Source organism: Haloarcula argentinensis DSM 12282 (assembly GCA_000336895.1).
GTDB classification, from domain to species: domain Archaea; phylum Halobacteriota; class Halobacteria; order Halobacteriales; family Haloarculaceae; genus Haloarcula; species Haloarcula argentinensis.
Genome location: AOLX01000027.1, coordinates 112,806 through 138,740, shown reverse-complemented (window position 1 = coordinate 138,740; position 25,935 = coordinate 112,806). Strand labels below are relative to the sequence as shown.

General features: G+C 63.0%; 27 protein-coding genes and 1 tRNA gene. 15 read left to right on the top strand and 13 right to left on the bottom strand.

Going from position 1 to position 25,935, the window contains the following annotated elements; translation table 11 throughout:
- Positions 1–17: 17 nt before the first annotated feature.
- Both C443_RS21545 and C443_RS18510 read right to left on the bottom strand, forming a co-directional pair.
- A complete protein-coding gene (locus C443_RS21545) occupies positions 18–161 on the bottom strand; it encodes a hypothetical protein (RefSeq protein ID WP_160163369.1) in 144 nt (47 codons plus the stop codon).
- Between the two features lie 194 nt (positions 162–355).
- A tRNA-Ala gene (locus tag C443_RS18510) sits at positions 356–427 on the bottom strand.
- A gap of 211 nt (positions 428–638) precedes the next feature.
- Between C443_RS18510 and C443_RS18505 the strand changes: the two genes are divergently transcribed.
- The 5 genes from C443_RS18505 to C443_RS18485 are packed head-to-tail and all read left to right on the top strand — an operon-like array spanning position 639 to position 3,973.
- Positions 639–1,244, top strand: coding sequence for a DUF7287 family protein (locus tag C443_RS18505; RefSeq protein ID WP_049944140.1), 606 nt, complete (start codon positions 639–641; stop codon positions 1,242–1,244).
- 1 nt (position 1,245) lies between these two features.
- Complete coding sequence (locus C443_RS18500) at positions 1,246–1,833, top strand: DUF7288 family protein (RefSeq protein ID WP_005538306.1); 588 nt, start codon at positions 1,246–1,248, stop codon at positions 1,831–1,833.
- Positions 1,821–2,804, top strand: coding sequence for a DUF7261 family protein (locus C443_RS18495; RefSeq protein ID WP_005538305.1), 984 nt, complete (start codon positions 1,821–1,823; stop codon positions 2,802–2,804). The genes C443_RS18500 and C443_RS18495 overlap by 13 nt, the downstream gene beginning before the upstream one ends.
- Complete coding sequence (locus C443_RS18490) at positions 2,794–3,237, top strand: DUF7266 family protein (RefSeq protein ID WP_005538304.1); 444 nt, start codon at positions 2,794–2,796, stop codon at positions 3,235–3,237. Before C443_RS18495 ends, C443_RS18490 begins: the two co-directional genes overlap by 11 nt.
- Positions 3,230–3,973, top strand: a complete 744-nt coding sequence (locus C443_RS18485; protein ID WP_005538302.1) for a DUF7289 family protein — start codon at positions 3,230–3,232, stop codon at positions 3,971–3,973. The genes C443_RS18490 and C443_RS18485 overlap by 8 nt, the downstream gene beginning before the upstream one ends.
- An 8-nt stretch (positions 3,974–3,981) precedes the next feature.
- Here the strand turns inward: C443_RS18485 and C443_RS18480 are convergent, their stop codons facing one another.
- Both C443_RS18480 and C443_RS18475 read right to left on the bottom strand, forming a co-directional pair.
- The gene (locus C443_RS18480) at positions 3,982–5,706 is read right to left on the bottom strand and encodes a polymer-forming cytoskeletal protein (RefSeq protein WP_005538300.1); all 1,725 of its coding nucleotides are present in this window, start codon (positions 5,704–5,706) and stop codon (positions 3,982–3,984) included.
- 147 nt (positions 5,707–5,853) lie between these two features.
- A complete protein-coding gene (locus C443_RS18475; RefSeq protein ID WP_425554693.1) occupies positions 5,854–7,620 on the bottom strand; it encodes a DUF7289 family protein in 1,767 nt (588 codons plus the stop codon).
- A 293-nt stretch (positions 7,621–7,913) separates the two neighbouring features.
- Here C443_RS18475 and C443_RS18470 point away from each other — a divergent pair, with 293 nt between their 5' ends.
- The 5 genes from C443_RS18470 (at position 7,914) to C443_RS18450 (ending at position 10,962) form a co-directional block, all read left to right on the top strand.
- Positions 7,914–8,384, top strand: a complete 471-nt coding sequence (locus C443_RS18470; protein ID WP_004957060.1) for a 30S ribosomal protein S15 — start codon at positions 7,914–7,916, stop codon at positions 8,382–8,384.
- Positions 8,385–9,506 (top strand): hypothetical protein, encoded by a 1,122-nt coding sequence (locus tag C443_RS18465; protein WP_005538297.1) that lies wholly within the window; start codon positions 8,385–8,387, stop codon positions 9,504–9,506.
- Entirely contained in the window at positions 9,503–9,733 is a 231-nt protein-coding gene (locus tag C443_RS18460; protein WP_005538295.1) for a KEOPS complex subunit Pcc1, read from the top strand. Before C443_RS18465 ends, C443_RS18460 begins: the two co-directional genes overlap by 4 nt.
- The gene (locus C443_RS18455) at positions 9,726–10,367 is read left to right on the top strand and encodes a 30S ribosomal protein S3ae (protein ID WP_004591699.1); all 642 of its coding nucleotides are present in this window, start codon (positions 9,726–9,728) and stop codon (positions 10,365–10,367) included. The genes C443_RS18460 and C443_RS18455 overlap by 8 nt, the downstream gene beginning before the upstream one ends.
- Positions 10,368–10,470: 103 nt before the next feature.
- Complete coding sequence (locus tag C443_RS18450; protein ID WP_005538292.1) at positions 10,471–10,962, top strand: universal stress protein; 492 nt, start codon at positions 10,471–10,473, stop codon at positions 10,960–10,962.
- 26 nt (positions 10,963–10,988) lie between these two features.
- Here the strand turns inward: C443_RS18450 and C443_RS18445 are convergent, their stop codons facing one another.
- The 3 genes from C443_RS18445 to C443_RS18435 form a co-directional block, all read right to left on the bottom strand.
- Positions 10,989–11,432 carry a plastocyanin/azurin family copper-binding protein gene (locus C443_RS18445; protein WP_005538291.1) on the bottom strand — a complete coding sequence of 148 codons (444 nt, stop codon included), beginning with the start codon at positions 11,430–11,432 and terminating at the stop codon, positions 10,989–10,991.
- Positions 11,433–11,508: 76 nt separating this feature from the next.
- Complete coding sequence (locus C443_RS18440) at positions 11,509–12,654, bottom strand: 5-(carboxyamino)imidazole ribonucleotide synthase (RefSeq protein ID WP_005538289.1); 1,146 nt, start codon at positions 12,652–12,654, stop codon at positions 11,509–11,511.
- 25 nt (positions 12,655–12,679) lie between these two features.
- Positions 12,680–14,653: a flippase activity-associated protein Agl23 gene (locus C443_RS18435; protein ID WP_005538288.1), complete on the bottom strand. Its 1,974-nt coding sequence runs from the start codon at positions 14,651–14,653 to the stop codon at positions 12,680–12,682.
- Between the two features lie 152 nt (positions 14,654–14,805).
- Between C443_RS18435 and ribH the strand changes: the two genes are divergently transcribed.
- Positions 14,806–15,219 (top strand): 6,7-dimethyl-8-ribityllumazine synthase, encoded by a 414-nt coding sequence (gene ribH / locus C443_RS18430; protein WP_005538286.1) that lies wholly within the window; start codon positions 14,806–14,808, stop codon positions 15,217–15,219.
- On the top strand, positions 15,216–16,376 hold the full coding sequence (locus tag C443_RS18425; RefSeq protein ID WP_005538284.1) for a pyridoxal phosphate-dependent aminotransferase: 1,161 nt from the start codon (positions 15,216–15,218) through the stop codon (positions 16,374–16,376). Before ribH ends, C443_RS18425 begins: the two co-directional genes overlap by 4 nt.
- 92 nt (positions 16,377–16,468) lie before the next feature.
- Here C443_RS18425 and C443_RS18420 read toward each other — a convergent pair whose 3' ends face one another.
- The gene (locus C443_RS18420) at positions 16,469–16,735 is read right to left on the bottom strand and encodes an ATP synthase subunit C (RefSeq protein ID WP_005538283.1); all 267 of its coding nucleotides are present in this window, start codon (positions 16,733–16,735) and stop codon (positions 16,469–16,471) included.
- Between the two features lie 230 nt (positions 16,736–16,965).
- Between C443_RS18420 and C443_RS18415 the strand changes: the two genes are divergently transcribed.
- Positions 16,966–17,394, top strand: coding sequence for a hypothetical protein (locus C443_RS18415; protein ID WP_049944139.1), 429 nt, complete (start codon positions 16,966–16,968; stop codon positions 17,392–17,394).
- A 99-nt stretch (positions 17,395–17,493) separates the two neighbouring features.
- On the opposite strand, the gene C443_RS18410 is transcribed toward C443_RS18415, so the two are convergent.
- The 3 genes from C443_RS18410 to C443_RS18400 all read right to left on the bottom strand — a co-directional run bounded on the left by C443_RS18410 (position 17,494) and on the right by C443_RS18400 (position 19,221).
- Positions 17,494–18,204, bottom strand: coding sequence for a hypothetical protein (locus tag C443_RS18410; protein ID WP_229727318.1), 711 nt, complete (start codon positions 18,202–18,204; stop codon positions 17,494–17,496).
- Positions 18,205–18,298: 94 nt separating this feature from the next.
- Complete coding sequence (locus C443_RS18405; protein WP_005538278.1) at positions 18,299–18,727, bottom strand: adenylyltransferase/cytidyltransferase family protein; 429 nt, start codon at positions 18,725–18,727, stop codon at positions 18,299–18,301.
- Positions 18,724–19,221 (bottom strand): Mov34/MPN/PAD-1 family protein, encoded by a 498-nt coding sequence (locus C443_RS18400; RefSeq protein ID WP_005538276.1) that lies wholly within the window; start codon positions 19,219–19,221, stop codon positions 18,724–18,726. The genes C443_RS18405 and C443_RS18400 overlap by 4 nt, the downstream gene beginning before the upstream one ends.
- A gap of 94 nt (positions 19,222–19,315) precedes the next feature.
- Between C443_RS18400 and C443_RS18395 the strand changes: the two genes are divergently transcribed.
- Positions 19,316–21,229 carry a DHH family phosphoesterase gene (locus C443_RS18395; protein ID WP_005538274.1) on the top strand — a complete coding sequence of 638 codons (1,914 nt, stop codon included), beginning with the start codon at positions 19,316–19,318 and terminating at the stop codon, positions 21,227–21,229.
- A gap of 21 nt (positions 21,230–21,250) precedes the next feature.
- Here the strand turns inward: C443_RS18395 and C443_RS18390 are convergent, their stop codons facing one another.
- Positions 21,251–22,873, bottom strand: a complete 1,623-nt coding sequence (locus C443_RS18390; RefSeq protein WP_005538272.1) for a phospholipase D-like domain-containing protein — start codon at positions 22,871–22,873, stop codon at positions 21,251–21,253.
- A gap of 42 nt (positions 22,874–22,915) precedes the next feature.
- Complete coding sequence (locus C443_RS18385; RefSeq protein WP_005538270.1) at positions 22,916–24,190, bottom strand: HEAT repeat domain-containing protein; 1,275 nt, start codon at positions 24,188–24,190, stop codon at positions 22,916–22,918.
- A 121-nt stretch (positions 24,191–24,311) separates the two neighbouring features.
- On the opposite strand from C443_RS18385, the gene C443_RS18380 reads away from it, so the two are divergent.
- On the top strand, positions 24,312–25,934 hold the full coding sequence (locus C443_RS18380; protein WP_005538268.1) for a uracil-xanthine permease family protein: 1,623 nt from the start codon (positions 24,312–24,314) through the stop codon (positions 25,932–25,934).
- The last annotated feature ends 1 nt before the right edge of the window (position 25,935 follow it).

Genomic DNA, 25,935 nt, shown 5'->3' with positions numbered 1-25,935 from the left:
GGCAGGAAGATCGTTGGTCACTGCTGACCACCGTCCTCAATGCGCTCGATAGCTCGCCGAACATCGCCGTCGGTCGCCTCCAGGAGGCGAGACGCACGGACGAACTCATCACGAGCGAACGGCCAGTCGGCAGGCTTGGCGAGATCGGGTTTAAGGGACACGCCGACCACCTCCGAGAACTGGTAGAGAAACAGACTCCCTCAGAATAATCGCATGACTGCGAGGGCTGCATCCGGGTTTCCAATGAACTCTCTTTCTCTGGGGACGGTCCTCGAACCCCGATTGTGCCGAAAACAGGGAGAAACGGCACTCTCGCCGTGATATAAATTCCCTATTTACGGTGGTAAAATTAGGATGGACTCGCCGGGATTTGAACCCGGGGCCTCTCCCATGCCAAGGGAGTGATCTACCCCTGATCTACGAGCCCTTGCGTGCACTGATTGCTTCCCGATGGGATTGCTTAAACCCATCGAAGCACGGGGACATAGAGAACCGGCCCCACGGTCTCGATTCAACCCGGTAATGTATCCGCCTATCAGAGAGTTCGCAGATCTGGTAATCGGAGTTACAGTACGGCCACAATGGTTATAACGCCTGATACCATCCCTACAGTAATCTCAGTTCAGTGACTCAGGCTTATGAACCGTAGGAGAAACGAGACGCAGTCTACCAACCAGCTTGTCGGCCAGTTACCTCGGATGGAAGAGCGCCGCCGCGGACAGACGACGCTGGACTTCGCAATCGGTATGAGCCTCTTTCTGAGCGTTCTGATATTCATTTTCCTGTTCATTCCGGGGCTGTTGTCGCCGTTTTCTGCGGGGGTCCAAGAGGAGACAGTTACGACCGATAGAGTGGCTGACGGGCTCACAATGGGGATGCTCGGTTCGCCACAGCAACCGTATGTCTTGGACGAGCACTGTACGCAGGAGTTCTTCGCTGGGAACACACCACCATCAGGATGTGGCTACGACTCCGGCGGAAGTGTGGAGGAACGGGTCGGCCTCGACCCGGCTCTGGAGAACGTGAACGTTACAATCAGGGGAAACGCGACGACAACAGCAGCCGCCGATGAAACGCTCTGCTGGGATGGAGCAAGCGAGGAACTCGTCGAAGCCGGGACCGGCTGTGGGACGATACTCACGACCGGCGGGAACCCGCCGGCAAACAACGACGCGTCGGTCACTGCGTTGCGAGTGGTCTCGCTGAACGGGCAGGATGTCACAGTCCGCGTGGTGATGTGGTAGCATGCGCGCGCAAGCACACACGCTCGAAGCTATCGTCAGTGGAATGCTGTTACTGGCAAGCTTAGTGTTCGCGCTGCAGATGACAGCGGTGACACCGCTGTCGGCGAGTACGTCGAGTCAGCACATCGAGAACCAACAGCAGGCAATCGGCCATGGAGTGCTTGCCTCGGCAGCGGCAGAGGACGCGCTAAAGCCGGCTGTGCTCTACTGGGACAACAGCACAGCGCAGTTCCACAACACGGCCGGTGGCCGGGAGTACTACACGAACGGGCCGCCGGAAAATCGGTTCGGAGAGTTGTTAGAACGCGCGTTTGACCAACGGGGAATCGCGTACAACGTCTATCTCAGGTTCCAGAACACGCAGGAAAAAACCGTCACGACCCGCTACGTCTACAGCGGGGAACCGAGCGACAACGCGGTACGTGCGAGCCACACAATCACACTCATGGACGACGATCACCTGCGTGATGCAGACGGGACACGCAACAGTACGCGGCTCGGTGACCCAGCGACCGATTATACGGTTTCGGACACCGGAAAGAACGTCTACAACACGGTCAGCGTGGAGGTGGTCGCGTGGCGCATCTGAACGACGACGAAGGCGGACAGATAATCCTCATCGCCGCGCTAGCGCTGGCAGTGACGTTCATCGGCCTTGCGCTGGTCGTCAACTCCGCGATCTACACGCAGAACCTCGCGAGCCGGGGTGAGGTTGCCGGGAGCAACGACGCGCTGGGGATGCGGGCGATGGTAGAGTCGAACGTCGGACAGGGAATCACCGCAGCTAACAGGTACAACCACTCGAACCAAACAACACTCAAAGCCGGTGTGCGTGAGAGCACCCGGACTGTCAGTACACAGACGGAACGCCAGCGGGTCACGAGCGGGACACTAGTCAACGTCACACTCGCTGGCTCGCCGACCTACGGCACGCGGATCGTCCAGAACGATACGTCGGTGTTCAACTCCAGCGAAGCGACACCAAGCACCGATTGGACGGTCGGAGAGCGGATCAAGCGCCCAAGTGACGGAACGAACGCGACCAGACGGTTCGTAATCAACGCGACAGAACTCCCGAGTTCGGGAAGCGAGTTCGTCGTCACAGCGAACAGCACCAGTAGCAACCAGAAATGGGCGATGCGAGTCTGGGGCGCTGTCGGACCCAGCGGAACCGTGAGCGTGGAAGTCGAACCACCGTCTGGTGGGACACAGATGTGCTCCGTCTCCATAGAGGAGCCGTACGCCCATATCGACGTGACCGGCGGAACAGTCCAGGGCGAGCCGTGTCTCGCACTCCAAGACGGAAGCTTCGACGGGCGGTTCGCCCACGGCGTCGGCGACGAGTACAACATCACCTACAAGCGGGGCGACCAGATCAGGGGGAACTACTCGATGGTCGTCCGCGATAGCACGCCAGCCAACACGCTCGATACAGCGCCCAAATCGCCGTTCAGCACTATCGCGATCTATAACGCGACTGTCCGCTACCGCTACGACACCTCTAATTTACGGTACGAGGCAAAGATACGGGTGGCCCCGGGTGAGCCAGATGCGTCGTAACCGCGCCGTCTCGACGACGCTGAGCTACACGCTGAGTCTGGCCATCGCCTCGATTCTGGTGTCTGGCCTCCTCATTGCCGGCGGCAACTTCGTCGAGAATCGGCAGGAACAGGTCATCAGGGATGAACTCGAAGTCATCGGACAGCAGGTAGCCTCTGACATCGCTCGTGTTGATCGGCTGGTGGTCGCTGCCGACAACGACCCAACTGTGCGACTGAACCACGCGTTCCCGGCGCGGGTGAGTGGGTCCGGCTACCGGGTCTCAATTGACCCCGCTGCCGATGAACTAACGCTCGAATCGACATCGCCGGAGGTGTCCGTGACAGTGTCACTCAAAACGAGGACAGACCTGGGGGACTCCACCGCTGGCGGCGGTGTGGTAACCGTGTTCTACGACGAATCGAACGACCGACTGGAGGTCCAAAATGGCTGATCGCGCCGTAAGTGAAGTACTGAGCTTTGCCCTGGTGTTCAGCCTCATCGTCGCGTCGATTATCCTCGTCTCAGTGAGCGGCCTGGGGGCGTTACAGAACGCTCGGGACGCGGAGCAGATGGAGAACGCTGAGCGGGCATTCGATGTGCTCTCGGACAACATCGCGGACCTCCACAAGCAGGGTGCACCGAGCCGTGCCACAGAGGTCAGCCTCGGCGAGGCATCGCTCAGGACAGGCGAAAACACGACGATATCGGTACAGGTCCACGACGGGATCGCTCCCAAAGACGTCGGGACCTGGGAGATACGCCCGATCATCTACGCCGGCAATCAGGAGCGGGAGATCGTATACGAGGCCGGGGCAGTGTATCGGACGAACCGGGACGGTGGGGTGCAAAAGCGAACGCCGCCGATACTCGTCTCAGATGACCGCGTACTCATCACCGTGGTCGGCACGACCGCCAGTGGCCAGCAGAGTCTGGGTGGGTCGACGGTGCTCGTCCGGACAAGCCACCGGAACAGCAACGTCTCGTTCGCTGATACCGGTGGCAACATCGAACATGTCAACGTCAGTGTCGACTCCGATCCACGACGCGAGAAGCTCTGGCAGTCGTACTTCGAGCGCGAAGGGTTCACGTGCGCGGCCAACGGCTGGTGTAACTTCACGTCGTCCTCCGGTGACATCCAGCGGACGTACGTCGTCTACCACGACATCGCGGTCGAAATCGACCAGTAATCGGTCGACTACCCGCTGGTTACGTTGATTCGGTTCTCTGAGACGTGGAGGTACGTCAGCCGGATGATGTTCGTGTTCTTCGGGACGGCTCGCTCGCTTCTGAGCGCCCGGTCGTAATGGACCAGCCCGCCGTTATCGACCGTGACGGACCCAGCGACGAGGCCGCCGTACAGTTCCGCCTTCTTGAGTAGGACACTGCTGGCACCGACGCCACCGGCAGGTGCATAAATCACGCCCTCGAACTGCGGAGTAGCAGTGTCCCCCTCGATGACGGCGTCGAAGTCCGACTTGCCGTACACCCAGAACTGTGTCGAGTTCTGCGCGGTATCGACATCGATGTCCCCGGTACGATAGATGTGGAAGTGGTGACCGCTGGGGGACGTGGCTTCGCCTTTGACGTAGAGGCGGACTTTCCCGTCACCGTTGACTTTGATCCGTCCGCTGTTTTCGATGTAGACGTAGTCCCGGACGGCGATGGTCACGTCGTCACCACCCGTATTAACCGTCAGCGTCTCGCCGTCCAGCGTCAGATCTTCAAGGTAGTATGTGCCCGCGTCCAGCGTTTGGTCGCCAGTGACAAGCTGGTTGCCGGAAATGCTGCCGGTCGCGCCGTTGTCATTGGCATCGCTTGCGTTGGCGACTCGTCGATTCACTAGGCCGTCGATAGCGCCGGCTCCCTCGACGCCCGAGATCTGGCTGACATCGCCGTTGACAGTGCCCTTGATGTGCTTCGTGCTCGAGTATTCCACGTCACGGGTGACGACGCCGCTGCCTTTGACCTCGACCCGGTTACCGGACCGAACAGTGCCGTCCACCTCGCTATTCCCTTTCACGTAGACGTCACCGGCTGTGGTGATCGTTCCGAACGATCCCACTGTACTCGAGTAGTCGCCGACAGACGAGTTGTAGCTATCCGTTCGAGCGGGGTCGGTACCACTGCCGGAGAGCGTAATCTGTCCGCCGGCGGAGGTGGCCGCGACAGCACTCGTCACCTCTCGCGGCCCCGTCGGCACGACCAGCGTCGTGGTCACGCTGTCGTTTTCGTGGTCGTAGTACGCGTCGCCGTCAGTCCGCTCTTCGAAGTAACGCCCCCAAGACCGGTAGTATTCGCTCTCGACGGTAATGTTGACCGTCCCCGTGTCTAGCGGGTTGACGTTCCCGGCTGCCTGGTCGGGATACACCTGCGTCGTACTGTCCTTCGTAATGCTCGCCCGTGAGCCAAGCGAGCGATCACCGCGGACAGTGATGAGCGGCAGTGTCAGCGTCGCGTCGCGGTAGTAGAACTCCGGCGGTGAAACCATGACACTACCACTGTCGGAGCGCCGCCATACCCCGCCTCCCTGATAGGCGACTTTCTGATTCCCGTTCTCGTAGACAACCGCGCCGAGTCGCTCATCCATCAGCGTCCTTGTCGTCGAGGGCGAAGCGGAGTGGTTGGTGATATTGACCGTCATCCGACCCGCAGTGTCGTCGATTCGGTACGTGGATTGGTCTGTCCCGACGAGTGATACCCGCTGGCTGTCAGCGTTCCCGAGCGCCACCAGCGCCGCCTGAGAGTCCAGCTGAGTCATCCCCGTCTCCGCCCGCGAGACATCGAGCCCAGCCTCAGTATCGACCAGCGCCGTCGCTCCCAGGCTGACAACGACGCCGGATCCAACAATGACGAGACTGAGAACTAGTAACAGCCCGAGCGGGGCTGATTGCGCGCGTTCCTGGCCCCAGGGGAAGTGCATTATCCGACAGTAGTTATCATGGTTGATAAGATTGCTGGCCGAATTCTGAACAGTCGCCACCAGTGGCTGTTTATGCCGGCCACAGCAGGAACCGATCGACGTCAAGTGCTATTACTTCTGATAGTGATGAAGTGGGTGTGTCCGCTGTCAGTTCGATGTAATATTGACGTCGTTCGTCGAGATGTGGAGGTAGGTGATCGCGACCACGCTCGTGTCTCTGGGGAGTGTGCGCTCTTGTCTGAGTGCCTGGTCGAAGTGGACCCGGCCACCTTTTTGGAGTTCGACTTGGCTGGTGACCGCACCACCGTAGAGGTCGCTCTTCCAGATCTCGAACCTGCTTGTTCCGGACTCTCCACCCGGCGCGTAGATGACACCCGTGACTCTGGACTTATCTGATCCTTTCTTCTCCATCCGAGCCTGAAGGTTATCTTTCCCGTAGATCCACACCTGTGTCGACCGCTCACTGACCGCACCGGTTGTCCTAATCTCACTCGCCCGTGTGAAGAAGTGATAGCCGTCGGCGCTCCCGCCAGACGCGGGCGATCCGCCTTTTATGTATATCTTGACCTGATTCGGGCCAGACACTGTGATGTCGTTCCCGGTATTGAGACTCACGTAGTTCTCGACGCCAATGATTACGTTTCCACCAGTCGTGTCGAACTCGACGTCGTTGCTCAAGTCGATTTTGTTGATGTGATACCTGCCGGCAGACAGCGTCGTCGTCCCCTCCGTACCGTCGATGACGCCGTCGTCGGCTATCGTTCCCGCGTTATCGTTCGACGACGAGAGATCGTCGACCTGTGTGTCGACATGAGAGTTGATGTTGGTAGTCTCGCCGAACGAACTGATCTGTTCGTCGGAACAGGACCCTGTACACGCGCCGTGTTTGTCGTCGAACGCGTCCGCCCATTCTACCCGGTCGCCGTTGAACGTCATCGAGTTACTACTGAATTCGACGCGCCCGCCTGAGGTGATGTTTCCGTTCAGTTCCGCACTCCCGGTTACGATGACATCACCTGCCGTCGTGAGATTGCCGCCATCACCAGCCTCGGAGGCGTCGTACCCGTCCCCATCCGCCGAAGTATAGCTGTTGGTAAATGCGTCGTTCCCGCTCAGTTTGATCGAACCGGAGTCGCTCGTCGCGGCGACGGCGTTCCGGACCGTACGCGGCCCTGCAGGGACCTTGAGAATGATCGAAACACGATTGCTATCGGGATGATACGTCACGTCACCGTCCGTTCGCTCCTCGAAGTACCCGCCCCACGCACGGTAGTAATCGCTCTGGACGGTAACGTTGACCTTCCCGTTTTCAAGTGGGTTCGTGAAGTTCGCGTTGCGCGTACTGTTGGGAAAGTGCGACGTCGTTCGGTTGTGGGAGATCGACGCGCTGTCTTTGATTGCTCCAGATCCACTCACTGTCACGAGAGGGAGCGTTAGCGTCGCGTCCCGATAGTGAAACTCCGGTGGGGATACCATCACCGACGTTCCATCGCCGTTGGACCGCCAGACGCCGCCGCCCTGATACGCGAGTCGCGTTTCATCACTGCCGTGATACGCCACCTCACCCATCGATTCGTTGAACACAGTTGTCCGATTCTCGGACGTTGTATTCCGATAGGAGACGTTCATCCACCCCGCATCCTCGTCAATACGATAGGTACTCGAACTGCTCGCGGGAAGGGAGACCTGTTGCACGTCTGTCTGTCCCAGTGCCACGAGCGCGGTTTTGGAATTGAGTTCCGTCAGCGACTTCTCGGTCCGTTCCGCGTCGAGTTGCGTCTGCGTGCTTGTAATTGCGTCAGCACCCAGCGCAACGACCGCCGTCGTCGATATAATCATCACCGCAAAAACAAGCGCGAGCCCGAGCGGAGCACTTTGTCCACGACTTCCGAGTCTCCACCCAGTGCTATCCATACTACGCACATACCCCGGCAAACGATTTAAACGAGGTGGGCAAGTTATCAATTGTAATACTTCGAAGTCTTTCGCCTATGAACCGGATTTGAGACGGTGTCCTCGTTTCGAGACGCGGCCGGGAAGCGGAACGGTTTAGTCGCGCCCTCTCAGATAGGGAAACGGGAACAGCACGACCGCAAATCTGACTCGCTATGGACTTTCATAGCTCGGGATTGCGGCCGTGTTCGGCACTGTACAGTGCCAATACGCCTCGTAACGAGAGCGGTTCGTGCGGTTCCAACCAGATTACAATGGCACGAATGCATACACGCCGCCGCGGTTCGTCCGACTCGGACAAACCGGCGGCAGACGAACCCCCGGAGTGGAGCGACGTCGACGAGGACGCAATCGAAGCGCGCGTCGTCGAACTGGCCGAACAGGGCCACTCGCCTAGCGAGATCGGCCTGAAGCTGCGCGACGAGGGCGTTCAGGGCACGCCGATCCCTGACGTCTCGCTCGCGACCGGCAAGAAAGTCACCGAGATCCTCGAGGAGAACGAAGCCGAACCGGACCTGCCGGAGGACCTTCGGAACCTGCTCGAACGGGCCGTCCGCCTTCGCGATCACATGGACGAGAACCCCGGTGACTACCAGAACAAGCGTGCGCTCCAGAACACGCAGTCGAAGATCCGACGCCTCATCGACTACTACCGCGGTGACGAAGTCGACGAGGACTTCACCTACAGCTACGACAACGCCGTCGAGGCGCTGGGTCTCGAATAGATGTCGGCGACCGGTCGGGAACCGACGCCAGCCACGTCCCCCGATGACCTTGCCGGGTCGCTACGGGAGGCCACCTTCGTGCGCCTCGTCAGCGACGCAACCGGCGAGGCACTGGCTGCGACTGGCCTGCTGGCACGGGCGCTCGATGACACGCCGTTTCAGGCGAGCGTCGTCCGCCCGTTCGAGGACCCTGACCGGACCACGGAGACCGACATCACTGTCGCCATCGGTCGCACGCAACCGACCGCCGACGTGACGCTGACCGACCGCGCCGCCGCGACCGCCTTCGAGACCGCTCGCGAACTCGGCACGACCGACCCCGCGCTCGCCCTGGCTGGCACGATTGCCGCCGGGGCGGTCGACGGGACCGTCGCCGAAGCCGCCGAGCAGGCGGGATTCGACCGCCGGCCCGGCGTCGCCGTGCCGACGGCAGACCTCGCAGATGGGCTGGCCCACTCGACGCTGTTCGTCGCGCCCTTCTCGGGCGACGCCGACGCAGCGCGGGCCGCGCTCGCCGACCTGGGTCTCGACGCGGACTCGGTTCGTGTGGGTGACCTCTCGGCCGATGACCACCGACGCCTCGCGTCGTTGGTCGCGCTGGCCGTCACCGCGGACGCGCCGCCACGGGCCGCCGATGCGGTCCAGCGCGCGCTTCGTCCGACAACAGGCGGCCCCTTCGAGACAGTCGGTGGCTACGCCGACGTGCTCGACGCCGTCGCCCGCGAACAGCCGGGCACTGCCGTCGCGCTCGCGCTCGGCCACGAGGCTGTCAACGAGGACGCGTTGGACGCGTGGCGGACTCACACCGCGCGCGCCCACGGAGCAGTGTCCGAGGCGACCACAGGCCGGTACGACGGCCTGTTCGTGGCCCGCGGCGACGCAATGCCGACCGGCACCGTCGCCCGTTTGTTCGCGGACTACCGCGCGCCGGAACCGGTGACGCTCGTCGTCACCGACGATCAGGCCGCGGCCCGCGCTACGGACGGACGAGACGTGGCCGAGACGATGCACGCAGCCGCCGAGACGGTCGGCGGCGACGCCGTCGGGACGGGCGACCGGGCACGCGCCCGGTTCGACGTATCAACGGCCGACTTCATCGAAGCGTTCCGGGAGGCAGTATGAGACGGGCCGAGATTCGCACGACACACGACTCGCCCGAACGCGTCGCACGCGCGGTGCAACCGGACAACACCGACGAGATGACCACGCGCGTCGAGGGCGACGCCGTTGTCACGACCGTCGAACGCGACTCGACCGGCGGCCTGCAGGCGACCGTCGACGACTACGTCGTCAACATCCGGGTTGCAGCACAGCTCGCAGACCAACACACACAATCCAACCATGAGTGAACGAAGCGTTTCCAAGCGCACAGAACAGAAACGGTGGTACACCGTGCAGGCTCCCGAGCAGTTCGACCGGGAGGTTCTCGGTAAGACACCGGCAGACGAACCGGACAAGGTGCTCGGACGCACCATTGAAACGACGCTCGGCGAACTGACCAACGACGCCAGCGAGAACAACACGAAGCTGACCTTCAAGATCAACGAGGTCGCCTCGGACACGGCGTACACGGAGTTCATCCGCCACGAACTCACGCGGGACTACCTCCGCTCGCTCGTCCGACGGGGCTCCTCGAAGGTCGAGGCCTACATTACCGTGCTGACGACGGACGACTACCGCGTCCAGATCCAGCCCGTCGCCGTGACGACGAAGAAGGCCGACGCCTCCCAGGAGAAGGCCATCCGCCGAACGATGATCGACCTCGTTCGCGAGACGGCCAAAGACCGTACCTTCGAGGAGCTCGTCGACAGCGTCGTCGAGGGCCGACTGTCCTCAGCCATCTACGGTGAGGCCAAGGACATCTACCCGCTCCGACGCGTCGAGATCAAGAAGACCACGCTCGAAGCGCGGCCGGAAGAAGTCGCCGCCGAAGAGGAGACGGCCGTCGACGTGGACGAAGAAGACGTCGACGTCGAAGCCTAAGCGTTTCAGCACTGACGTTCGATTTTCCTTCGTCGTAAGACAAAGTACCTACTGGCGAGACGGTAGACATGGGTTTATACTGTGGTGTGTGTTATTATACCACATGTACGAGTCAGTGCTGATTCCGACTGACGGGAGCGGCGATATGCGCGAGGTCGCCGATCACGCCATCGCACTGGCCGAGCGGTGCGAGGCTGTGGTGCACGTCCTCCACGTCGTCGACGACCGGGCATACGGGTCGATTCCCGACGACGTACAACAGCGCGTAGAGGAGACGCTCACCGCGGACGGAGAAGACGCAACGAAAGCAATCGCCCAGCGGGCACTCAATGCTGGGCTCGACACGATCCGCGAGGTTCGATGGGGGAACCCGCCAGCTGGGATCGTCGCCTACGCCACGGAAAACGATATTAGCCTCATTATCATGGGGACTCACGGCCGGACCGGATACGACCGGTACCTCCTCGGGAGTGTCACCGAAAAGGTTGTCCGCGTCGCCCCGATGCCGGTCCTGACGGTCAGCGTCGGAGACGAGGACGAAGACGACGAGCCGTTGGTCGGTATCTCGATGACGGATTCAACCCGAGAAAACTGAGACAGCCATTCCCGAAAGCAGCGCCGCTACTCGCTGTTTGTCGACGCTTCAGGATTTTCGGTTACGAAGACAGTCCCGACCATCCCAGCTCGTTCGTGCGGGATACAGAAGTAGGGATACTCGCCAAGCTCCTCGAAAGTGTGCGTGAAATCGTCGCCTTCGTACATCGTCCCGCCGGAGGAACTCCCCCAGTTGTCGCGGGCCGCCTGTTCGGTGTCGAAGCCGCCGGAGGCGAAGTAGTCGGCCTCGTCGGGGATTTCGTCCTCGTAGGCCGTAACCGAGTGGCCCTGTTTGCTCGTGTTGAGCCACCGCACGGTCGTCCCCGGTTCGACAGCGATCCGAACCGGGCGGTACGCCTTCGCGGACATCCCAACGTCGTAGTCGGTGTCAGCGCTCCCACCGCCGAGGCAGCCGGCGAGCCCTGCGACTGCCACTGGACCGGCCGCACGGAGGAAATCCCGTCGCTCCATACTACGACTCAGGACCGCATAGTCAAAGACCGCTCGGTTCCGGACTGCGGGGAACTCCGTGGTCAGTCCGTGTCGCTCACTCGAAAGTCAGGCCGTCACGGAGTTCGCGGGCGTCGTCAAGCAAGCCGTCGCGGTCGTCGGCGGTCAGTGTGACGTGCCCCATCTTCCGGAGAGCGTACACTTCGCGCTTGCCATACCAGTGCAGGTGTGCTCGCGGCGTCTCCAGCACGCCGTCTTCGCCCCGTAGCTCCGCCGACTGGCGCTCGGTCACGTCTCCAAGGATGTTGGTCGACACGGTCGGGAACCGCTGGTCGGTCGACCCCAGCGGCTGGCCGGTGACGGCCCGCAAATGTTGCTCGAACTGCGAGGTGTGGCACCCCTCGATAGTCCAGTGGCCAGAGTTGTGTGGTCGGGGCGCGATCTCGTTGAGCAGGATCTCGCCGTCGGTCGTCTCGAACAGTTCGATGCCGAACACGCCGCGGCCGTCCATTACGTCGAGCACGTCGTGAGCGACCTCTCGGGCGCGCTCGCGGACGGCTCGTGACGCTCTGGCCGGCGCGACGGACTCCCGGAGGATCTCCTCGCGGTGAATCGTCTCGGTGACCGGGAACGTGTCCCGCTCGTCCGCACCGCGACAGCCCATGACCGCCAGTTCCCGCTCGAAGTCGACCATCTCCTCGACCATCGCGGGGCCGGCGATGTCGTCGACAGCGGCCTCGACGGCCTCCGGGCCCTCGACGCGGATGTTTCCGCGGCCGTCGTAACCGCCGGTCCGGGCCTTGAGCATCACGGGGTAGCCCAGTTCCTCGCAGGCCTCGCGGAGGTCTTCGGCGGTGTCGACGGCGCGGAACTCGGGGACAGGAACGCCGGCCTCGGACAGCCGGCGCTTCTGGACGAGCTTATCCTGAATCGTCCGGAGCGTCTCGGGAGCGGGATGGACCGGCGTCCCCGTCTCCTTGGCGACCCGTTCGAGAACGTCCGGATCGGCCAGTTCGATCTCAAAGGTGAGGTAGTCGGCGCGCTCGGCGAGTTCCCGCAGGGTCGCCTCTTCGTCGAAGTCCCCGACGATCTGGTCGCGGACGACCGGCGCGGCCGGACAGTCCGGCGTCGGGTCGGTCACGAGCAGTTCGAGGCCAAGCGGCGCGGCCGCCTCGCCCAGCATCCGGCCGAGTTGGCCACCGCCGACCACGCCGACGGTCGGCCCTGGTGACGTGAGCGTCATACCGCGCGCTTTCACAGCAGCAGGGTTAACGGTTCGGTTCTCGGCCGTAGGACTCGTGAACCCACACCGTCATGTCGTTCGAGCTGTACTTTGTCCGCATCCGGTGTGTTTTGGGTACGTACCCGGCGGCTTCGAGCTGTTCGGTAGGGACTGTGCTGTCGATCTGCTGGGTGATGACTATCGGCGGCTGATCCGCCTGCGCCTGCTCGGCGAGCATGTCGGGGCGGGTCTCACAGGAGACGTTCACGTCGTCAGCCGCGTAGTACCACGGCAGCGGCAGCGAGTTGTGCCACTGCAGGCAGATCGGTCTGGTGTTCCACCACGAGTCGTTCCACTGACTGCGGTCTTCCTTGACGTACGCGTCGTCACTGTCGTAGGCGTCGCCGCGTTCTCCGTGGTACATGACGACATCGGTGCCGTTTCCGTGGGCCGTCGCGATCCGGTCCATTTCCGCCAGATCCGCACGGAGCGATTCCTGTGGCTGGGCGTACTGGACCAGCGGATTCCCTTCCAGATGCTCGTTCGTGTACACCCGCGTTGCGGTTGTGTTGACGACGAGTGCAGTGACGAGCAGAACGATGGCGGCGGCGATGGCAGCGCCGGTCACGTCGTCAGTCGACAGCGATTCGTTGCCCCACCGGATCACAGCAGCGAGTCCGACGGCGGCCGGAATCGACAGCGGGACGACGACGTGGACAGCGAGCCACGGCGCGCCGATGTCGGTTCCGATGGGGTACCCCAGAATCGAGACGTAGCCACCGTAGGCCGCGAACGGGACGAGATGGCGCGGCTTGACCGTTCCGAGTCGGTCGAGCGCGTACCCGAACATCGAAAACAGGAGCAGCGGTGCCGCGGTGTAGCCTAGTGCTTTCAACAGCACCTCGTAGTGGCCGTCGACGCTCTCGTAAAACGTCTCGATGGACCCGACGAGTCCGGTATCCGTCGTCGTGGTCTTTTCGGAGGCCGGCGAGAACCACTCGCTGTACTGGTCAGCGACGCGCTCCCAGGTGGTCTGGACGAGTTCGGGGAACAGCGACGGGTTCGTCACGCCGGACCAGAAGTTCACGTCGCCGCTGGCGGCCGGCGCTGGCGGGTATTCGATACCCGCGACACCAGCCCCGCGGGGGGCGTAGAAAAACAGCGAAACGAGACCGAACACCAGCGCGGCGAGGACGATATGACTCGCGTATGCTGCGAGGACGGAGGCGGCGCTATCGTGGCGGTCACGGAACGAGCGGATGATATCGCGGCCCAGATGCACGTCTGCCCAGAAGCGCCCTCGAAGCCGGCCCCAGATTGCACCGATGCTCGGGACGGTCCGGAGGAAGCCGACGGCGTCGCGGTAGCCGTTCGGGAGGACGAGCACCTTCGCCAGCAGGAGGCCAGTCGCGCCGAGCCACGTCAGCACGTAGACGATGGCGTTCTCCTTCGAAGCGAACCCGAGCGCCATGAACGCGGCAACGCCGTAGAGATACCGAGCCTTCCGGGTGTCGGCGAACCGGACGAGCAGGCCGAAGGCGGTGAACATGAACGCCGCGACCAGCACGTCGCTGCGCATGAACCGCGAGAAGTACAGGAGGACGGGATTGAGCGCGAGAAACGCGGCCATGAGGACAGTCTCGTCGGACCGGAGGTGCTCGCGAAAGAGCAGCGCCGTCAGCGGGAGGAGGCCGCCGACAATCGCGACCGGGAGCCGCATCGTGAAGTCGGTCGGCGCAGCGATAGTGAACAGCCAGCTATCGACGTGCTGAATGAACGGGCCGTGGATGATGTAGCGGTATGCGAACGACCCGGAATCGCGGAGATGTAGCGCCCAGTAGGCCACGCGCCCCTCGTCGAAGTGGGCGACGCGGCTCCCGAGTGCCGCGATTCTGAGGACGAGACCGAGAACTGTCACGGCGACGACGAGCTTCACGGTTGCGCGGGGGTCGTCCGCGAACCAGGATCGGTTCCGGTCCCGGATATCGTGGAGGGCAGACAGCAGGGACGACTCAGCCATATCTGGCTCAAGCACATGGGACATTAGAATCCTTCTGGTTTCTATAACAGGTTTTTAAGCTACCCGTCCGCCGACGATACCGGCACAGTCGACCTGCGGCCACACAGGCACGGAACGGTAGTTCTTTAGTCGCCCCTGCCCGGGAGTCAGGTATGGTGCAACTCGGGCTGGTTGTCGCTCAGTATGATAAACATGGGGCCGTTATCGAGGAGATGGAGCACGGGGCTCACGAGGCCGCTGCCGACAACGATGCCGAGATTGTCGCATCGGTTGACGTCCCGGGGGCCTACGACACGCCCCTGGCAGCTGACCGGCTCGCGCGCCGGTCGGATGTCGACGCTGTGGCCGTCCTCGGCGCGATCATCAGCGGCGACACTGACCACGACCAGGTCATCGGCAACGCCGCCGCGCAGGGGCTGACCGACGTGTCTCTCGACCGCGACACCCCCGTCACGCTGGGCATTATCGGCCCGGGCATGAGCCAAGCGGAGGCCGAGGCCCGAACTGACAAGGGGGCCTCGGCCGTCCGGAGTGCAATCGAACTCGCCACCGAACTCGAACAATGACTATGGACTTCGCTTCCCGCGTCGAACGTGTAGAACCGAGCGCGACCCTCGCGATCAGCAACAAGGCCGCAGAACTCGAAGCCGAGGGGAAAGACGTCGTCGACCTCAGCGTCGGCGAACCCGACTTCGATACGCCCGAAAACATCAAAGACGCCGCCAAGGACGCACTCGACGCCGGCCACACCGGCTACACGTCCTCCAACGGGATCCCCGAACTGAAGGAGGCCATCGCCGACAAGCTTCACGACGACGGCCTCACCCAGTACGGCCCGGACAACCTCATCGTCACGCCGGGCGGTAAGCAGGCGCTGTACGAGATCTTCCAGACCATCATCGACGACGGCGACGAGGTCGCCCTGCTCGACCCGGCCTGGGTGTCCTACGAGGCGATGGCGAAACTCGCCGGCGGGACGCTGACCCGCGTCGACACTGCCGCCCACGACTTCCAGCTCGAAGGCGCGCTTGACGACCTCGCCGACGCCGTCTCCGACGAGACGGAACTGCTCGTCGTCAACTCCCCGGGTAACCCCCACGGAGCGGTGTACTCTCGCGAGGCGATGGAGGGCGTCCGTGACCTCGCCGTCGAGCACGACATCACGGTGATCTCCGACGAGATTTACAAGGAGATTACCTACGATGGCGTCGAAGCCGTCTCGCTTGGCACGCTCGAAGGCATGGAAGACCGGACCATCACGCTGAACGGCTTCTCGAAGGCGTACTCGATGACCGGCTGGCGGCTGGGGTACTTCGCGGCTCCGGAAGAACTCGTCTCACAGGCCGGCAAGGTCCACTCCCACTCGGTCTCGTGTGCCGTGAACTTCGTCCAGCACGCTGGCGTCGAGGCCATCACGAACACGGACGACGCCGTCGAGGAGATGCGCCAGGCCTTCGCCGAGCGCCGCGAGTTCCTCATGGGCCTGTTCGAGGACCACGGCGTTCACGTCCCCGAACCACAGGGCGCGTTCTACATGATGCCCGAAATCGCGCCGGATGGCGACGATACCGAGTGGTGTGACCAGGCTATCTCCGAGGCTCAGGTCGCCACCGTCCCCGGAACCGCGTTCGGGACCCCCGGCTACGCCCGCATCTCCTACGCCAACAGCAAGGAGCGACTGCAGGAAGCCGTCGACCGACTGGCCGAGGCGGACCTCATCTAAGCGGCCCGTCGCGTCTTACCCTCGTCGACGTTCAGTATCAAAACCGCCCGAGCCACTGAAAAAGTGGGTCGACCGTTAGGTTGGCTGTTTTGCTACGTTACGACGAACACCGTCACCAGCGTGAGGATGACAAGCGTCTCGGGCAGCACGGTGAGGATGAGTCCTCGGCCGAACATATCGGGGTCCTCGGCGATGGCCCCGACAGCCGCCGCGCCGATACCACGCTCGGCGAACCCGGAGCCCAGCGCCGCTAACCCGACGGCGAGGGCTGCGAGTCCCCCGGCGAGATAGCTGGCTGCCTCGGCGGATATCGCGGGACCACCCGTCTGTAACATGACCGTGGTTACGGTGCCTGGCATGGCAGTTTATCCTCCGAGCGGCGGGACAATCATCTGACCGCTACATTCCAGACTCTGGTATTCATGATCGCCTTTTAGACATATCCGTGGTGAAGTAACACGGATGTACAGCTTTCCCGGCTAGTGATTCCTCGATTGACGCCACTGCGAACAGCGCCGCCATCCGAACGCGACACAGGTTCGAGCAGTTCCGTGCGAACCGTTTTCCCCCGGCCGCTGGAACAGCCGGTATGCGAACCCGGAGAACGATGCTCGCTCTCTCGGTCGGGACGCTCTATCTGGCCGGCTGTGGGGCTCCTGGCGGCGGTTCGGACAGCGGACTCACCATCGAAACCGCAGACGCAACCGCCGCGCCCGGCGGGACGGCGAGAATCGAGGTGCAGGCCTCGTCGGTCGGCGTCCTGACTTGGCAGCTGGCCGAAATCCCCGAAAACTGGCAGGTGACACACGAGGGTTTCGAACCGGAACCGACCGCCGTACGGGAGTCCTATCCGCCAGAACTCGTCTGGGACCCTGTTGCTGATTCGGTTACTGGCAACCTGACCGTGGCCGTTCCGGACGACGCGTCACCCAGTGAGTACGCGCTGGCGGTTGAGGCCGGCATCGACAGTACCGATGAGCGTGTCGTCTCCGAGGCGAGAGTGACTGTTGTAGAATGAAAATTGCGGAAAGACTGGAACCGGGACCCACTCGCCTTACGTGGTCAATCAGCAGCAGGAGCGTCTCTCGGATCGGAAGCAGGATAGCCGAAGCACCGATTACAGCGTCCCGATAGCCCGATGGCGACGGAACAGGTAGTAGCAGCCGATTATGGGGTACACTATTGGCCCGAGAAGCAGGAAAAAGACGCCGAGATTGACGTAGTTCCCTGGATTGGGCTGCCAGGCCCCGGACTGAAGACGGACGTAGGTCGCGTCGCGGTAGATGGCGACAGAGAACGGCACCGCTGTGAGAATGCCGACACCAACCAAAACAAATCCGATGCCGAGGCTTCCGCTCGAAACAAGCGTGGCCCCGAGAGCGATACAGACAGGCGGCAGCACGGTTCCGACAGCGACAACCGTCCACCACCAGTCCCGGTCCACCCAGTCGACGACATACTGATGGCGATGATACAGGTGGTGAAGCTTCATCAAGTAGCCAAGGAAGAAGCCGCCGACCGCGTACAGGACCGGATTCGGGTCCCAGTCCACGTCCGCATCTCGTATCTTCTTGGTGTCGAAATAGAGGACAATTGGGGTTACAAGCCACGATATCAGTGCGACAACAATGCCGCCGATATACCAGACGCCGAACGTCCCGAAGATGCTAGCCATTCCGAGTGGACCATCGCCCACGCTCTCGCCCCCTAGCCCGACGAGGATCACCCCAAGCCCGAGAAACCCAAACAGGAGGGTCGGCAAGAGCAGCAGTACTTCGACAGCGCGGTACGACAGCGAATCGACGTCGTTGACTGTAACCATCCCCATCGTATCAACACAACTGTTGATTACATTAGAGACGTAGCATTGTAAAATAATTTTGCTAAGCTACTGATATGAGTGTATAAACCGCGGTACCGAGTTAGCAACGCTCGTCGAGAATCCGGTCGATAATACGACCGGTCGATAGGAGTCGGTCAGCCGATTCGGCTTCTAACGGGCTGGCCCGGCGGATGTCACAGTCGATACCCCGGGCGGACAGCGCCGCTTCGAGTTGCTCGTCGTCGTGATGCTGGTCGTAGCCAAGCGCGATGATGTCCGGTTCGATGCGCTCGATGGGGACGAAAATATCCTCCGGATGGCCCAGGTGCGCCTCGTCGACCGGTTTGAGCGCGGCGACCATCTCCCGGCGTTGCTCGTCCGGGACGACCGGCGGCTCCTTGTGCGTGACGTTGACCGAGCGGGCGACGATGACGTGCAGTTCGTCGCCCATGTCGGCGGCGTCCTGCAGGTAGTGGACGTGGCCCGGGTGCAGGATGTCGAAGGTCCCCTGTGCGACGACGCGGGTCACTGATCGAACTCCTCCTCGCGGAGCTCGGCGTCGATGTCGGCCTGGTCGAAATCGAAGAAGGACTCCTCCGGCGGCTCCACGTCGAGTACCGGAAGGTCGACCTCTGTCCCCTCGCTGTCGAAGGCCTTCCAGTCGTCGCGGCCGTACGGATAGCCGACGATAATGTGGACGTCGCCGCGACCGAACGTGGCGAGGTCGGCGTCGCTCGGCTTGAGGACGCCGTTCGGGTGGGAGTGAATCGACCCCGCCGCTCGCATGTCGTTTGGAACCATGCTCGTCTTGACGGTCGCGCTGACCGGGTTCGACTCCGTTCCCGGAATGACCAAGACGTCGGTCAGCACTGTGCCGTCGTCGTCAAGCCCGAGCTTACTGGCGTCATCGCCCCGGAGAAAGCCCATGTACTCGTTGGGATGGGCCTCCTCGGAGGCTGCGAGCGCGAACTCGAGTGCGGACTCCGCGATGCCGAGTATCCCGCTCGTTCGGAACAACCCCATACCACGCAGTCGGGTCGGGCGCTTTTTACGCGTTGTGTTCGTCCCTCCGCGGATTCCGAAGAGTACAAACGGGGGAGCACCGAAGGATTGACAAATGTCTTCGCCAACTGGCACCGGTGACGGTGCGACGGTCCCCGACGGCGGGACCATCGTCTACGATCTTGCGGACCAATGTACGTCCGATGATCTCGAAGAAGGCGCACTGTACCACGCAACTGTCAACGGCACCGTCGAATACGGCGTGTTCGTCGATCTCTCCGATGCTGTCTCCGGGCTCGTCCACGACTCTAATCTCCTGGGCCAGTACGACGTGGGCGACGACCTCATCGTCGAACTCGGCGAGATCCGTCCCGATGGCGACCTGAGCTTCGAGGAAGTGCAGGTCGCCGACTACGATGAACAGCACGTTGTCCACGGCAACGCGACCACCGTAACCGACCTCGCCGCCGCTACCGGTGAGACGGTTATCATCGAGGGGCAGGTCGTCCAGATCAAACAGACCGGCGGCCCTACCGTGTTCCAGGTCCGCGACGAGACCGGTATTGTCCCGTGTGCCGCCTTCGAGGAGGCCGGCGTCCGGGCGCACCCCGACGTTGAGATCGATGACATCGTTCGCGTCTCCGGACGTGCCGAGGAGCGCGACGACGGTCTGCAGGTCGAGGCCGAATCGCTGACCGTCCTCGACGGCGAGGCAGCCGACGACGTCCAGAGCGACCTCGACGCGGCGCTGGCCGAGGCCGCTGAACCGGCCGATGTCGAGCCGCTGGTCGAGTGGCCCGCCTTCGAGAAACTGTGGGACGACCTCCGCGAAGTCGCGACAGAACTCCGAAAGACGGTACTTTCGGGCCGGCCGATCCGGATGCGTCACCACGCCGACGGCGACGGGCTCTGTGCGAGCGTCCCACTGCAGGTCGCGCTGGAGTCATTCATCGCCTCCCAGTACGAGGACGCCAGCGCGCCCCAGCACCTCCTCAAGCGCCTGCCGAGCAAGGCCCCCTACTACGAGATGGAGGACGTAACCCGGGATCTCAACTTCGCACTGGAGGACCGGACCCGCCACGGACAGAAGCTTCCGATGCTGCTGATGCTCGACAACGGCTCGACCGAGGAGGACACGCCGGCCTACCGAAACCTCCGGCACTACGACATCCCGGTCGTCGTCGTCGACCACCACCACCCGGACCCCGAAGCTGTCGAGCCGCTCATCGAGCAGCACGTCAACCCCTACCTCCACGACGAGGACTACCGCATCACCACGGGGATGCTGTGTGTCGAACTCGCCCGGATGATCGACCCCGACATCACTGCGGACCTTCAGCACGTTCCCGCGGTCGCAGGCCTGTCTGACCGCTCCGAGGCCGAGGCGATGCGGGACTACATCGACCTCGCAAGCGAGAAGGGCTACGACGAGAACGATCTGCGCGACATCGGCGAAGCGCTCGACTACGCGACCCACTGGCTGCGCTACAACTCCGGTGAACAGCTCATCACCGACGTGCTGAACGTCGACTGTGACGACCGGGACCGCCACGGGGAGGTCGTCGACTTCCTCGCCGAGCGGGCAGAACGCGATGTCGAGGATCAACTCGACGCCGCCATGAGCCACGTCGAGCACGAGCGCCTCGACAACGGCGCCCACCTCTACACGATCGACGTGGAGAACCACGCCCACCGCTTCACCTACCCTGCACCGGGGAAGACGACCGGCGAAATCCACGACCGGAAGGTAGCGGAAACTGGCGACCCCGTCATCACCATCGGCTATGGCCCGGACTTCGCTGTCCTGCGCTCCGACGGCGTCCGCCTTGACATCCCGCGGATGGTCACTGAACTGACCGAGGAGGTCGACGGTGGCGGTGTCTCCGGCGGCGGCCACCTCGTCGTCGGCTCCATCAAGTTCGTCAAGGGCCGCCGCGAGTCGGTTATCGACGCCCTCGTCGAGAAGATGGCAGAGGCCGAGATCGACGAGGAGCTCGGGAGTTCGACGGCGTTGCCCGAAGAAGTGTAAGCTCGCCACGCAATCCGTTTTCTACGCTTCGAACGAAACCCGACGAGCGGCGAGCCCGGCGACTACCAGAAGACCGAGTAGGGCCACGAGTGCCCCGACCGGCATGTCGAAGCCGCCGCCGTCCCAGTCAGCGTCGAAGACAGCTCCAAAATAGTCGGCCGCATCGCCGCCGTGCAACACCAGTACGACCTCGCGATTCGACGTCGCTGCCGCCTCGTTCCAGTTGAGACTGCCGACGACGACCCGCTTGTCATCGACGACGGCACCCTTCGCGTGGATTTTTTCGTAGCGACCGTCGGGGTCTGCCACTTTCGCCGTCAGCGGCGCGTCGTTGCGGTCGGCCCACTCTCGAAACCGCTGTGCTGTCTGTTCGTTCTCTTCGCGGACGTACCACGCGTCACTCAACAGTAAGCGGACCTCGACGCCGCGCGACGCAGCCCGGCGGAGCGCCCGCAAAAGCGGGCTGTTCCAGTCCCCGACCGTCGGCTGGATAACATCGATTGAGTCGTCCGCGTCGTCTATTGTCTCGACGAGTCTACCCTGGGCGTTGTCCGGAGTAATCAGGAGGTCCGTCCGCTGGACCGATACCGATTCAGCCCGGAACTCAGTCGGATACGACCCGGTCGCTGGTCCGGCCCGCTCGAACTGTCGGCCCTGACGGTACTCCCCCCATGGCTTGCTATCCTGCCAGCCGATGTCGGACTGGAATGTCCGGTTCAACCCGTCGATGATTCGCGGTTGTGACGTAACGACTCCCCAGCCGCGGCTACTGTTGCCGCCGGTGCCGGCGGGCTTCCAGTTCTCCGTCAGCACGACGGCCCGTTCGTCAGCGATGGCGTACTTCGCGTGATGGTAGCGATATCTGGCACGAGGGCCTGTCAACACCCGAACGGACACGCCGGCCTCGGTCAGTCGGTCGAGCGTGGCGGCTTCCCTGTCAGTGCGGCTCCCGACCGGTTCGCCCTCAAGCAGGATGCGGACCGTCGCGCCCCGGCGCTGAGCAGCAATGAGGGCATCGGCGACTCTGTCCGAGGAGAGCGTGTAGCCGGCCAGATATACCCGCTCACCCGCGTTTCGTATCGGCCGAATCGGCGCGGCGGGTGTATCCGGCAGCGTGAACGCGCGGACCTCGCCACCAGCGGCCCTGACCACAGGGCGGTCCGTTGCACCCAGCGGCCGCCAGCGAATAACCGACCCGTTCACTATGCCGAGTTCCCCCTCGACGGCCTCGGTGTATCGGACAGCGTCGACAGTCCGGTTGCCCCGCTGTAGCCGGATTCGTTCGCCGCCGTTTGCCAGTGCGAGATGACCATCGAAACCGACGACCGGCCAGTCAGTAAGTTCCCGTGTCCGGTTCGGTACCGTCGAGAGAACGACGCGCCCGCGTGCGCTGGTGTTCGGAATCCCCACGGTTCCATCGCCGTCGGTGACAGCATACTGTCCGATGTCAGTCCCGTCGGGGACGCTGAGGACAACGAACTCTCCTTCGTCGCCGCCAGCGATGGGATCCGGGTACACCGCGTGAATCGACGGCTCTGCGGAGCTGGGTGTTGTTGCGGCTGAAGTCGCCTGTCCAGTGGCGGTATATGGACCCATCGCTACGAGGACGAGCACGCAACAGACGAGTGGGGCAAACGACCGCATCGGGGCGTCTGGCCGCCCGTTTGTATAAAAAGGTTTCCTGACTCAGGCGCTTGAGGCCTTTTCGGCTTCGGCCTGGACGATGTACGCACGGTCGTCCGCGTAGCGGGCGGCTTCCTCGAGCGCCGTTTCGGTCCCGATCTGTCGGAGCGCCCACGCGGCGGAGGCTCGCACGGAGTCGCTGTCGTCGGACTCGAGGATGTCGCCGAGCGGCTCGATAGCGCGAGTGTCACCGAGCAGGCCGAGGGCGCGGGCCGCGACTGAGCGGACCTCCTCGCTGTCGGCGTCGAGCCGATTGGCGACCGGCTGGACCGACTCCGCACTGCCGATAGCGCCCAGCGCACGGAGCGTGACTTTCTGGAGCGCAGGGTCGCCGTCGCCATCGATGTAGTCGTGTAGCGTCTCGGTCGCGCGCTCGTCGCCGATCTTCCCCAGTACCTCGATCGGTCCCTTGTCGCGTTTCTGTGCACGCTGGTGCATCGCGTCGAAGGCCGGCTCGGCGTCGCTCCCGAGGTTGTACAGGAGGTCGACGATGTAGCCGTCGAAGAACTCCGATCCTAGTTTTTCGTAGGCGAACAGAACCTGCTCGAAGTCTCCCTCCTCGGCGTGGAGCTTCGCGGCGTTCCACTCCGGCGGGAAGTCCTTCCGGTTCTCGTTGGTCAGGATATCGTAAAACCCGCGGGCATCGAGTTGCTCCTGTACCGTGAGATCGTCCCAGACTTCGGCGTCGTCAAGCCCCGTTTCCAGTGTCTCGGCCGCTTCGAGGAGGCCTTCGATAGTCTCCGTGTCCTCGTCGGGGTCGAGGTTTGCCGCTTCGATGGCGTCGGCGACTGTACTCAGCGCATCCCCGGCAGCGACGAAATCGCCGCCCGTGTCGGCGTCGTGGTCGACGAACTCGGCGCTTTCGTCGAGGAACGTCTCGACGGCTTCCTGCGCCTCGTCCTCTCCATCGTCGGTCCACTCGCTGTCAGTGACGGTGTCGGCGGCGTCGGAAACGATGGCGACGACATCCTCAGCGTAGGGGCCGCGCTGTTCCTCGAGATCGTCGCGAAGGTCCGAAAGCTGGGACTCTAGCTCCTCGCGGGGGTCCTCGGCCTCGTCATCGTCCTCGTCGGGTTCGGGCAGGTCGGCGGCTTCGAGGTCGGTCTCGATGTCGTCGAGGGACGACTCAACGTCGTCGAGGTCGGCCTCCGTCTCCGCGGCCTCTAACGCGTCGCCGGCCTCTGTGAGACGCGATTCCAGTTCTTCGGCGGTCACGTCGATCTCATCTGTTGCCTCGGCGTCGTCCGACGCGTCGGCCTCGTCGTCCCCGTTGCTCATGTCGAAGACTGTGTCGGAGCGGGCCAAGAGCGTTTTCCTTTCGAGGCGGCTGTGCCCCGTCGGCGCTGGGCCAACGAGCAAAGAATATGTATCGGGAGTTGCAGTGCCATGGGTAGCGAGCATGACTGACGCGACACCGCCCGATGACGGCCAGAGTGCAACCACACCGGAGGAACCGGAAACCGCCAGCTTCGTCGAGTACGGCATCGACGACAAGCCGCCGCGAAAGCAAGCGATACTGCTCGGCGTCCAGCACTATCTGACAATGATCGGCGCGTCCGTCGCGATCCCGCTCGGACTGGCGGGCGCGATGGGGATGTTCGAGGCCGCGCCGGACCAGGTCGGCCGTCTCATCGGGACATTCTTCGTCGTCTCGGGCATCGCGACGCTCGCCCAGACGACGCTCGGGAACAGATACCCGATCGTTCAGGGCGGGACGTTCTCCATGCTCGCGCCCGGGCTGGCCATCATCGGCGTGCTGGCCCAGCAGGGTGCGAACTGGCAGACTATGCTCGTCGAGCTACAGGGGGCCGTCATCGTCGCCGGTATCGTCGAAGTGGTGATTGGCTACAGTGGCCTCATGGGGAAGCTGAAACGATACGTCGGTCCGGTCGTCATCGCGCCGGTCATCGCGCTCATCGGACTGTCGCTTTTTAACGTCCCACAGATAGCGAACCCGAACTTCGGCGACCCCGGGACCGGACAGAACTGGTGGCTCCTCGGGCTGACGATGCTCTCTATTATTGCGTGTTCGCAGTATCTCGACCGACGTCACCGCGCGTTCAAGCTCTTTCCCGTACTCTTGGGAATTCTGTTTGCGTGGACTGTCGCAGCTATCCTCTCGGTCACCGGCGTCTTCACCGCCGGCTCGATCAGCTACGTCTCGCTCGGGTCGGTCACGAGCGCACCGCTGGTCCAGCCCATCTACCCGTTCCAGTGGGGGCTCCCGCAGTTCACGCCGGGCTTCGTCGTCGGGATGTTCGCCGGGATGCTCGCCTCCGTCGTCGAGAGCTTCGGCGACTATCACTCCGTTGCCCGCATCGCCGGCCGCGGCGCACCGAACAGCAGCCGAATCAACGACGGCATCGGGATGGAGGGTGTCGGCAACGTGTTCGCCGGCATCATGGGCACCGGCAACGGCTGTACGTCGTACACTGAGAACGTTGGAGCAATCGCTATCACCGGCGTCGCGTCCCGCTACGTGGTGCAAATCGGGGCCGCGGTGATGATTCTGGTCGGATACTTCGGACCGGCGGGCCAGCTGTTCGCGACCATCCCGTCGCCGATCATCGGCGGCCTCTACATCGTCATGTTCGGCCAGATCGCCGCTGTCGGGCTCTCACAGCTCAAGTACGTCGACCTCGATGCCAACCGAAACGTCTTCATCGTCGGCTTCGCGATGTTTGCCGGGCTCGCAGTGCCCGAGTACATGAGCCAGATCGGACAGGGGATGGATGTCGGCGGGGCGACAGCCCTCCAGCAGGGTCTCGCGGCTGTGCCGGTGCTGGGGAGCGTCCTCGGGACCGATGTCGTCGCGACCACGCTGTTCGTCATGGGCGGGACCGGGATGGTCGTCGGCGGCATTGCCGCTTTCATCCTCGACAACACGGTGCCCGGAACCCGTGAGGAGCGCGGTCTCGCGGCCTGGGCCGCGCTCACCGAAGACGACAGTGAGTACGTCTCGTCGATGGACCGTATCCGCGGCCGCGGCGGCGACCGCCCGCCCGCGGTGAGCGACGACTGAC